Source organism: Streptomyces milbemycinicus (genome assembly GCF_002154605.1).
In the GTDB taxonomy this organism is placed as follows: domain Bacteria; phylum Actinomycetota; class Actinomycetes; order Streptomycetales; family Streptomycetaceae; genus Streptomyces; species Streptomyces milbemycinicus.
Genome location: NZ_MUNE01000971.1, coordinates 1 through 9764, shown reverse-complemented (window position 1 = coordinate 9764; position 9764 = coordinate 1). Strand labels below are relative to the sequence as shown.

The 9764-nt window shown below is 70.9% G+C and carries 8 protein-coding genes; 5 read left to right on the top strand and 3 right to left on the bottom strand.

All coding sequences use genetic code 11. The annotated features are described in order from the left end of the window. Together CCN51_RS49785 and CCN51_RS49780 are read left to right on the top strand one after the other, a co-directional pair. On the top strand, positions 1-1786 hold a 1786-nt coding region (locus CCN51_RS49785), incomplete at its 5' end, for a cellulase family glycosylhydrolase (RefSeq protein ID WP_086861141.1). A gap of 2 nt (positions 1787-1788) precedes the next feature. Beyond that, positions 1789-4068 (top strand): glycoside hydrolase family 3 N-terminal domain-containing protein, encoded by a 2280-nt coding sequence (locus CCN51_RS49780; protein ID WP_043488522.1) that lies wholly within the window; start codon positions 1789-1791, stop codon positions 4066-4068. Positions 4069-4192: 124 nt separating this feature from the next. Here CCN51_RS49780 and CCN51_RS49775 read toward each other — a convergent pair whose 3' ends face one another. Then, positions 4193-4771, bottom strand: coding sequence for an ROK family protein (locus tag CCN51_RS49775; RefSeq protein ID WP_078610277.1), 579 nt, complete (start codon positions 4769-4771; stop codon positions 4193-4195). Between the two features lie 210 nt (positions 4772-4981). Between CCN51_RS49775 and CCN51_RS49770 the strand changes: the two genes are divergently transcribed. After that, positions 4982-5224 (top strand): class II aldolase/adducin family protein, encoded by a 243-nt coding sequence (locus tag CCN51_RS49770; RefSeq protein ID WP_014172880.1) that lies wholly within the window; start codon positions 4982-4984, stop codon positions 5222-5224. Here the strand turns inward: CCN51_RS49770 and CCN51_RS49765 are convergent. Continuing rightward, on the bottom strand, positions 5216-5809 hold the full coding sequence (locus tag CCN51_RS49765) for a TetR/AcrR family transcriptional regulator (RefSeq protein WP_014172881.1): 594 nt from the start codon (positions 5807-5809) through the stop codon (positions 5216-5218). The two genes, CCN51_RS49770 and CCN51_RS49765, sit on opposite strands and share 9 nt — an antisense overlap. A 247-nt stretch (positions 5810-6056) precedes the next feature. Between CCN51_RS49765 and CCN51_RS49760 the strand changes: the two genes are divergently transcribed. Beyond that, entirely contained in the window at positions 6057-7229 is a 1173-nt protein-coding gene (locus CCN51_RS49760) for an FAD-dependent monooxygenase (RefSeq protein WP_043485953.1), read from the top strand. A 59-nt stretch (positions 7230-7288) separates the two neighbouring features. Continuing rightward, a complete protein-coding gene (locus CCN51_RS49755; RefSeq protein WP_043485955.1) occupies positions 7289-8800 on the top strand; it encodes an MFS transporter in 1512 nt (503 codons plus the stop codon). Here CCN51_RS49755 and CCN51_RS49750 read toward each other — a convergent pair. Then, positions 8730-9764: HAD-IC family P-type ATPase (locus tag CCN51_RS49750; protein WP_143676184.1), on the bottom strand; the 1035-nt coding region annotated here is incomplete at its 5' end. The two genes, CCN51_RS49755 and CCN51_RS49750, sit on opposite strands and share 71 nt — an antisense overlap.

The following is a 9764-nucleotide window of genomic DNA, read 5'->3' as shown; positions in this document are numbered from 1 at the left end:
CATGACCCGGTCGTTCTTCTACTGGCCCGACTTCCATCCGCAACCGCACCGCATCGACGAGGCGCTGTGCGAACACTTCCGCGACTTCCTCGACGCCCACAGCGAGACGGGCATGGGGACGGTGCCCACCTTCATCGTCGGACATATGTCGGGCGAGAACTGGGACCCGGCCTGGCGCGGGGGCCGCGATCTGTACGAGGACGTGTGGATGGTCGGCCGCCAGGCGTGGTTCGTATCCCAGATGACCCGCCGCTTCAAGGACCACCCGGCGGTCACGGGCTGGCTCATCACCAATGAGATGCCGGGATACGGCCGCGTCTACCAGGTGGATCCGCCCTCCTCCGAGGTGGTGACCGCCTGGGCGCAGGCCATGTGCAACGCCGTACGGGCCGCCGGCGGCACCCAGCCCGTCTCTCTCGGCGACGGTGCGTGGGGCATCGAGGTCACCGGCCGCGACAACGGCTTCTCGCTGCGCGAGACCGCCGAGTACGTCGACTTCGTCGGACCGCATGTGTACCGCTCCGACACCGACCGGCCCCGCCAGCATCTGCGCGCCGCCTTCGAATGCGAACTGGCCTCGGTCACCGGACACCCCGTCGTACTGGAGGAGTTCGGCCTTTCCACGGACACGGTGTCCGCCGAGAACGCGGCGGTCTACTACCGGCAGACCCTGCACAACTCGCTGCTCGGCGGTGCGACGGGCTGGATCGCCTGGAACAACACCGACTACGACGATCTATGGGACCGCTCGCCGTACGATCACCACCCCTTCGAAATGCACTTCGGCATCACCGACAGCACCGGGGCCCCCAAGACTCCTCTGCTTGAACTCGCCGACTTCGCGAAGGTGTTGGGGGACGTGGACTTCACGCGCTGCCGACGCGCCGACGCAGGAGCGGCGCTGGTCGTGCCCGCCTTCCTGGAGCGCGGCTACCCCTACAGCAGGCCCGCCGACCGACCGCTGATCTTCACTTCCCTGCACCAGAGCTACGTCGCCACCCGCGCCGCCGACCTGCCGGTGGGCTTCACCCGGGAGGCCGACGGCCTGCCCGGCGACGCGGCCCTGTATCTGCTGCCGGCCACCCGTCAGCTCACCACACGCACCCGGCGTGAGCTCGAACACCGCGCCCACGAGGGCGCCACGGTCTATCTCTCGTTCTGCTCCGGCGAACACCCCGGCACCCGCGGCCCGTGGTTCGACGACCTGGACGGGCTGTTCGGCGTCGAGCTCCAGCTCTCCTACGGTGTCGCCGAGCCCATCGAGGACGTTGTCCTGGAGATGACGTTCACCGACGACTTCGGCGGGCTGACCGCGGGAGACACCCTGCGCTTCCCGGTCGCGGGCAACGAGGACAGCCGGGCGTATCTGCCGGTCCTTCCCCGCGATGCCCGTGTCGTCGCCGTCGACGCACACGGCCGGCCCGCCCTCCTGGTGCGCGACACCGGACGCGGCCGCACCGTCCTGGCCACCTACCCTCTGGAGCATATGGCCGCCCGTACCGCCCGGGTCAACCCCGAGGAGACCCACCGGCTGTACGCGGCGCTCGCCGATGTCGCCGGGGTCCGGCGCCCGGTGACGGTCGACAGCCCGCACGTCGGTGCGGACGTCCTCGTCCACCAGGACGGCCGCCGCTTCGTCTGGCTGGTCAGCCAGAGCCCCGTGGAGCTCACCGTCCGCCCCGCCGCCGACGGCACACTGCACGACCTCGCGTCCGGCGCGCCGACCGCGGATGTGACACTCGCCCCGTACGGTGTCTGCGTCCTTGAGCTGAAGTGCTGGAGCTGAAAGTGACCGATCACCTCTACCGCGACCCGTCCGCACCCGTGGCGGAGCGGGTCCGCGACCTGCTGGCGCGCATGACGCTCACCGAGAAGGTCGGCCAGGTCAACCAGCGCATGTACGGCTGGGACGCCTACGAGCGCACGGCCGACGGCCACCGGCTCACCGATGCCTTCCGCGCCGAGGTCGCCACGTACGACGGCATGGGAGCCCTGTACGGGCTGCAGCGGGCCGACGCATGGTCCGGCGTCGGGTTCGCCGACGGCATCACGGCGGCGGACGGGGCCCGCGTGGCCGACGCGGTGCAGCGGCACGTCATGGAGAACACCCGGCTGGGGATTCCGGTGCTCCTTGTCGAGGAGGTCCCCCACGGCCACCAGGCCCTGGACGGCACCGTGTTGCCGGTCAACCTCGCCGTCGGCGCCACCTGGGACCCCGAGCTGTACGAAGCCGCGTCGGCCGCCGCAGGCGCGGAACTGCGGGCCCGGGGCGGCCATGTGGCGCTCGTCTCGGCCCTCGACCTGGTGCGCGACCCGCGCTGGGGCCGCGCGGAGGAGTGCTTCGGCGAGGACCCGTATCTGGCGGCCCGGCTCACCGAGGCCTTGGTGCGGGGCATGCGCACCGCCGGGGTCGCCGTCGTGCTCAAGCACTTCGCCGGCCAAGGGGCCACCATCGGCGGGCGCAACAGCGCGGCCACCGAGCTGAGCGCCCGCGAGTTGCACGAGATCCATCTGGCGGCGGCCCTGGCGGGCGTACGGGCCGGCGCCGCCGGGGTGATGGCGGCCTACAACGAATTCGACGGCCTGCCCTGTGTCGCCAACCGGACACTGCTGACCGAACTCCTGCGGGACCAATGGCGGTTCGAGGGGATCGTCATGGCGGACGGCTGCGCCGTCGACCGTCTGGTCCGGCTCACGGGAGACCCGGTGTCCGCGAGTGCCCTCGCCCTGAACGCCGGATGCGATCTGAGTCTCTGGGACGCCTGCTATCCGCGGCTTGCCGAGGCAGTCGAGCAGGGGCTCGTCGCGGAGCAGACCCTGGACACCGCCGTGGCCCGGGTCCTGGCCCTGAAGTTCCGCCTGGGCCTCTTCGACGAGCCTTCCTCGCATGCCGAAGCGCCTGGGGACCAGCGCTCCGATCCGAGCGAGCTGAGTGAACGTATGGCCCGCGCGTCGATCACGCTGCTCGCCAACGACGGAGGGGTCCTGCCGATCGCACCAGCGCCCCGCCGGATCGCCGTCCTCGGCCCCAACGCCGACTCGATCGCCCAGCAGATCGGCGACTACACCGCGCCACAGCGGCCCGGCTCCCACCACGTAACGGTGCTGGACGGCATCCGGTCGGCCGCCCCGCCGGACACCGAGGTCACCTACGCGCGGGGGTGTGAACTGGTGGGCGGCGACCTCTCCGGTGTCCCCGAGGCGACCGCGGTGGCGGCAGCGGCGGACATCGCGGTGCTCGTCCTGGGCGGGTCAAGCGCCCGGTCGGGCGACACCGTCTTCGACTCCAACGGCGCGGCCGTCGTCACCTCCGCCAACCCAGTGGACATGACCTGCGGAGAGGGCGTCGATCTGGCCGATCTACGCCTTCCCGAGGGGCAGTTGGCGCTTATGGACGCGGTTGCGGCCACGGGCGTGCCGGTCGTCGTGGTGCTCGTACAGGGCCGTCCGCACGCCGTGCCCGACCTTCCCGGTACGGCGGGCGCCGTGCTGAGCGCCTGGTACCCGGGCCCGTGGGGCGGACGGGCCGTCGCCGACGTGTTGTTCGGCGCGGCGGAACCGGAGGGGCGGCTGCCGGTGTCGGTGCCGAGGTCTGCAGCCCAGCTGCCGGTGTTCTACAACGCCAAGGATCACGGGTACCGCGGCTATGTGGACCAGCCCGCCACCGCCCGATACGCCTTCGGCCACGGCCTGTCGTACACCACCGTCGGCTACGCGCCACCACGGCTCTCCCGCGCCCGTGTGACTCCGGACGATCCCGCCCTCATCTGCCGGGTCAGCGTGCGCAACACCGGGGAGCGGCCGGTGCGCGAGACGGTCCAGCTTTACGTACGGCGGCTGTCGGGCGGGGCCTCGTGGCCCCGCATACGCGAGCTGCGCGGATTCGCCCGGCTCGAGTTGCGTCCTGGGGAGGAGGCCGACGCCGTGTTCGAGATCGACGCCGACACCCTCGGCTCCGTCACCCGGGACCTCGGCCTTGCCGTCGAGCCCGGGGAACTCCTGGTGGAGACCGGGCCCTCGTCCGACCGGACACAGGGGGCGAGGCTGGTGATCGCGAGCTCGGGCTGATCGCCCGCTCGTACGCGCACTCGTACGGGCTGCTCGTACGGCCGCTCGTACGTCCGCTCGTACGGCCGCTCGTACGTCCGCTCGTACGTCCGCTCGTACGTCCGCTCGTACGTCCGCTCGGCGGCTACATCGGGGCTCGTGCGAGATGCGCGGCTCCGAGGAGTTCGGCGTTTTCGGCCAGTCGGCCGAGGGTGAGGGTCAGCGCGCGGTAGGCCCCGTCGGGCATGTGGCGGCGCAACCCGTCGTGAAGGCCCTCCATGACGGGAGCGGCGGCGGGGCCGAGTGTGCCGTCCACGACGATCAACTCGGGGTTGAGCATGACGCAGGCGGGGGCGAGGTGGCGTCCGACGAGGCGGCCGAAGTCGTCGAGGACTCGGCGGACGGTCGCCTCGCCCTGCGCGGCGAGGCCGAGGACGTCGTAGATGTTCACGTCCGGGCCGAACAGCGGGCGGGCGGCTTCCAGGACATGGTCGGTGGTGGCGACCACGCCGAGGCAGCCGCGGGCACCGCAGCGGCACATGGGGCCTGCCGAGTCGGCATGGAGATGGGACAACTCGCCGGCCAGGCCGTTCGCTCCGCGCACGAGCCGCCCGTTGACAATGAGCCCGGCGCCCGTTCCGGTGACCAGCTTCAGTTGAAGTTCTCTCCCGGATGAATCCGGGAGATTCTCCCCTGGATCACTCCGGGGAGTTTGACAGGTCATGCCTGTCCGACGACGACCCTTCCGGCCGCCGGAGCAAGTACGGGACTCACTCGGGTTGTCGGAGACTTGGCTGTCGCCTCCAACGGCTGAGCGGCTTGTATCAATGAGCGGCGTGAGGCAATATGAGTGCGATACACCGCGAGGTCAAGGCGCCAGCAGGCATGTTTGTACTTCTTTGGATCGCCGATGCAATCTCGCCGACACACCACCATGCCGACGACAGCAGGGGGCGACAGCAGCCTGGAACCGCTCGCCGAGCGGACGGCCCGCGGCCACCACGCGATCCTCCTGGCCAACCACGGACCTGTCGTCGCCGAAGCCACCCTGGAGAAGGCCGCCGACGCGATCGAGGAGCTTGAGCAGACCGCCAGGCTCCACCTTCTCCTCCAGGGACACGCCACCCGCCCCCTCACCCCCGAGCAGGCCGCCGCGCTCGCGATCAGCTCATCCTGACGTCGCGAGCAGTCCGTTGACCACCAAACCGGCCAGCATGTCCGCCGTGGCATCCAGCTGGTGCGGTGAGGTGGCGTCGGGCCTGCCCAGGCGCCGCGCCAAAGGCACCTCCACCATTCCGGAGACCGGGCCGATGATGGCGAAGAACAGCACATGCATCGGGAGCGGCGCCATGCGGCCGGAGGCCACCAGCCGCTCGATGCTGGGCACCAGGGTCTGCAGGGTCGGCTCGATGTAGTTCTCGTAGAGATAGTCCAACCGCTCCGTGTCCTGGCTGAGTTCCTCGACGAAGAGCCGCGCCATCAGCGGTGTGTCCGCCGCCGTCCGGTAGAAGGCTCTGATGATGCGCCGCAACCGCTCGGCATCGTCGACCGAGGGGTCCACCTCCGGCAGCCGCGCCAGCTGTGCACCCATCGCCGAGTCCACCACCGCGCGCCAGAACGCCGCCTTGGACCCGTACCGGTCGTTGATGAAGTTATGGCTGACGCCCAGCCGACGGGCCAGCTCACGCGCGGAAGCGCGGTCGTAACCCAGCTCCGCGAAGGCTTCAAGCCCGCGCAGCAGAATGCTCTCCTCCTCCGGCACCGCGGGAGTGTCCGCGCCGGGGCGCCCCGGCCGTCGCGCGGACTCCGCCCTTGCTCCCACCTTTACCTCCATGACTGCTTGCCGGTCTCCATGACTGCTTACCGGCGCCTGTGTGGCCTGTGCTCCGCAATTTTAGAGCCCACGAACACGTTATTTGACACGTGTCAGATTCTCTATAACCTGACAGGTGTCAGAAGGATCTCCGGCACAGGGAGATCGTCGTGACCGACCTCAAAGGCGCCCCCCCATGGCAACTCAGTCACTTCCCCCACGCCCCGCGCGGCGTGCCGTGATCGTCGGCTCCGGCATATCCGGACTCGCCGCGGCCCTGACCCTGCACCGCGCCGGCTGGCAGCCCCTGATCGTCGAACGCGCGCCCCGGCGCCGTACCGGCGGCTACTTCGTCCGTTTCTTCGGCCCCGGCTACGCCGCCGCCGAACGCCTGGGCATCCTGGACGCGCTCCCCCAGCGCACCCTCCCCGACGGGCGCATGTACGAGATCGCCCGCAGCGGCCGCGTCACCCCCGGCATCACCTTTCCGAACCAGGTCGACGGCACCCCGCTGCGGATCCTGCTCCGCAGCGACCTGGAACGCGTCCTGTACGACGAGGTCCACGACCTGGTCGAGATCCGCTACGGGATCGGGCCCGCCGCCATCACCCAGGACCGCCACCAAGTGACCGTCACCATGACCGACGGTTCGGTGGAGACCGCGGACCTGCTCATCGGCGCCGACGGTATCCACTCCACCGTCCGCTCCCTGGTCTTCGGCCCGGAAGACCTCTACCGCAAGGACTTCGACCACGCCGTGGCCGCCTGCGTCATCGACGGTGAGCTGCCCGGCGTACGCGACGGCGACACCCTGGTCGCCACCGCCCCCGGCCGCTCGGCCTGGATCAACACCTACGTCGACCATCCCCCGGTGGCCTTCCTGCTCTACCGCACGCCCTGGCCCGCCGCGGAGGTCCGCAGGAACCCCTCCGAGGCTCTGCGCGAGGCGTTCGGCGACTTCGGCGGCGCCGTCGTGCCGGCCATGCTGGACGCCCTGGACCGCTCCGAGTCCGTGCTCTTCGACCAGGTCAGCCAGATCCACATCAACCGCTGGAGCCAGGGCCGGGTGGTCCTGCTCGGCGACTCCGCGTGGTGTATGACCCTCTACTCAGGACAGGGCTCGGGCATGGGCATCGCCGGCGCCGAGCTGCTGGGCCGGCTGCTGGGCGAGCGCGCCGACATCCCCGCCGCCCTCGGCGCCTGGGAGCAGCAGCTGCGCCCGCTGACCACCCGCTACCAGAAGCAGGCGCTGTTCATGCAGCACATGTTCATGCCCGTCAACCGGTTCGGACACCTCGCCCGCCGTACCGCCATCCGCGCGATCTCCAGCCCGGTCGGCGTCAAGATCGCCAAGGCCGTCAAGCGCTGACGTCGCCCCGACGAGCACACCTTTCACATTCCCTTTCCCACCTCCTCCGGAGTTTCGTCATGCCTCGAACCCCGGCCGAAGCGCCGCCCGCCGGCGCGGCCGTCACACCCCTCCCGCCCGCCGACGCACGGCCCCGCCACCGCTGGTGGATCCTCGCCGTCATCGGCGTGGCCCAGCTGATGGTCGTCCTGGACGCCACCATCGTGAACATCGCCCTGCCCTCGGCACAGCAGGACTTGGGCTTCACCGACGGCAACCGGCAGTGGATCGTCACCGCCTACGCCCTCGCCTTCGGCAGTCTGCTGCTGCTCGGCGGCCGCATCGCCGACCTCTTCGGCCGCAAAATGACCTTCCTCGTCGGGCTGGTCGGCTTCGCCGGGGCCTCCGCCTTCGGCGGCGCCGCCACCAGCTTCGACATGCTCGTCGCCGCCCGCGCCCTCCAGGGCGTGTTCGGCGCGCTGCTCGCCCCGGCGGCCCTCTCCCTGCTGACCGTCACCTTCACCGACGCCAGGGAACGAGCCAAGGCCTTCGGCGTATACGGCGCCATCGCCGGTTCCGGGGGCGCCATCGGTCTGCTCCTGGGCGGTGTGCTGACCGAACACCTCGACTGGCGCTGGACCCTTTACGTCAACCTCGCCTTCGCCGTCGTCGCCGTCATCGGCGGTGCGGTCCTGCTGCAACGCTCCACCCGCGACACCAGCGTCACCATCGACATCCCCGGCGCCGTCCTCGTCGGTGGCGGACTGTTCTGCCTGGTCTACGGCTTCTCCAACGCCGAGAGCCACGATTGGGACTCCCCCGCCACCTTCGGTTTCCTGGCCGCCGGAGCCGTTCTGCTCGCCGCCTTCACCTGGTGGCAGACCCGCTCCCCGCACCCCCTGCTGCCGCTGCGCATCCTGCTCGACCGCAACCGCGGCGCCTCCTTCGTCTCCGTCCTGATCAGCGGCGCCGGGATGTTCGGGGTCTTCCTCTTCCTCACCTACTACCTGCAGCAGAGCCTCGGCTACACCCCCATCAGGACCGGCCTGGCCTTCCTGCCCATGGTCGCCGCCCTCATGCTCACCTCCACCCTCGCCACCACCGCACTCATCCCGCGCCTTGGCCCCAAGCCCGTGGTGCCCCTCGGCATGGGCCTGGCCGCCGCCGGCATGGCCTGGCTGACCGCCCTCGACCTGGACAGCGGCTACGCGGCCGACATCCTGCCCCCGCTGGTCGTGGCCGGCCTCGGCCTCGGCCTGGTGATGGCCCCCGCGATGAGCCTGGCCACCTCCGGGGTGGCCGCCGAGGACTCCGGCGTCGCCTCGGCCGCCGTCAACACCATGCAGCAGGTCGGCGGCTCGCTCGGCACCGCCCTGCTCAACACCCTGTCCACCAGCGCCGTCACCAACTACCTGGACGGCAAGAACCCCAAGGACCCCGCCGTCCTCGCCCACGCCGGTCTGGAGGGCTACTCCACGGCCTACTGGTGGTCGGCCGTCTTCTTCGCCGCCGGTGTGGTCATCAGCGCCCTCCTCTACCGACGCGGCGCACCCGCCCAGGACGCCGCCGCGGCACCCGTCGTACACATGTGACGCCCGCGGCCGGGCTCGAGGTGCCGGTGAGACGCCGCTGTGCCCACATGACGACGTGTCCCAGGCCCGAGAGCGCGCAGGCGATCACGAGGTCGCTGGGCGGCAGCGGTTCGGTGCCCAACAGGGCGCGCAGGGGCGGCAGATAGACGCCCGCCACCTGGAGGGCCAGCGCCGTGGCCACGGCGACCAGCAGAAACGGATTGGCGAGGCTGCCCGGGCGGGCGCGGGAGCCCAGGGCGACACCCAGTTGGGTGGCGCCGAGCACCAGGAACATCAGGGACTGCCAGGGGCGGTCGGTCTCCAGCGCCCACACCCCGGTCACCAGAGTGACGCCGCCGACGAAGGCCCCCATGGCGAGGATCCGGGGCCACAGCCCCGCGCCCAGCACGCTCTCCTCGGGGGGCCTGGGCGGGTGGAGCATCACGCCCGGGGCCACGGGTTCTGCTCCGAGGGCCACTCCGGGGAGACCGTGGGTGAGCAGGTTGATCCACAGAATCTGCGCGGGGAGCAGGGGCAGGGGCATACCGAAGAACGGGCCGAGGAGCATGACCAGGATTTCCGCGGTGCCTCCGGAGAGGGCGTACAGCAGAAACCGGCGCACGTTGGCGTAGACGCGGCGGCCTTCCTCGACGGCGGCAACGACGGTGGCCAGGTTGTCGTCGGCGAGCACCAGGTCGGCCGCCTGGCGGGCCACTTCGGTGCCGCGCTGTCCCATGGCCACGCCGATGTCCGCCCGGCGCAGGGCCGGACCGTCGTTGACGCCGTCGCCGGTCATCGCCACCACCTGGCCCGCGGTGCGCCACGCCTGGACGATGTCCAGCTTCTGCTCGGGCGTGGTGCGGGCGTAGACGCGCAGGGCGGTGAGCTCGCCCGCGGTGCCCTGGCGGATGCGCTCGCCCGTGGTGACCTCGTCCGCCCGGGCCACGATGCCCGAACGCGCCGCCACCGCACGTGCGGTGAGGGG

Coding starts and splice junctions, on each gene's coding strand:
- CCN51_RS49775 (WP_078610277.1), bottom strand. CDS start 4,771: ATGACCTGTCAAACTCCCCGGAGTGATCCAGGGGAGAATCTCCCGGAT.
- CCN51_RS49770 (WP_014172880.1), top strand. CDS start 4,982: ATGCCGACGACAGCAGGGGGCGACAGCAGCCTGGAACCGCTCGCCGAG.
- CCN51_RS49760 (WP_043485953.1), top strand. CDS start 6,057: ATGGCAACTCAGTCACTTCCCCCACGCCCCGCGCGGCGTGCCGTGATC.
- CCN51_RS49755 (WP_043485955.1), top strand. CDS start 7,289: ATGCCTCGAACCCCGGCCGAAGCGCCGCCCGCCGGCGCGGCCGTCACA.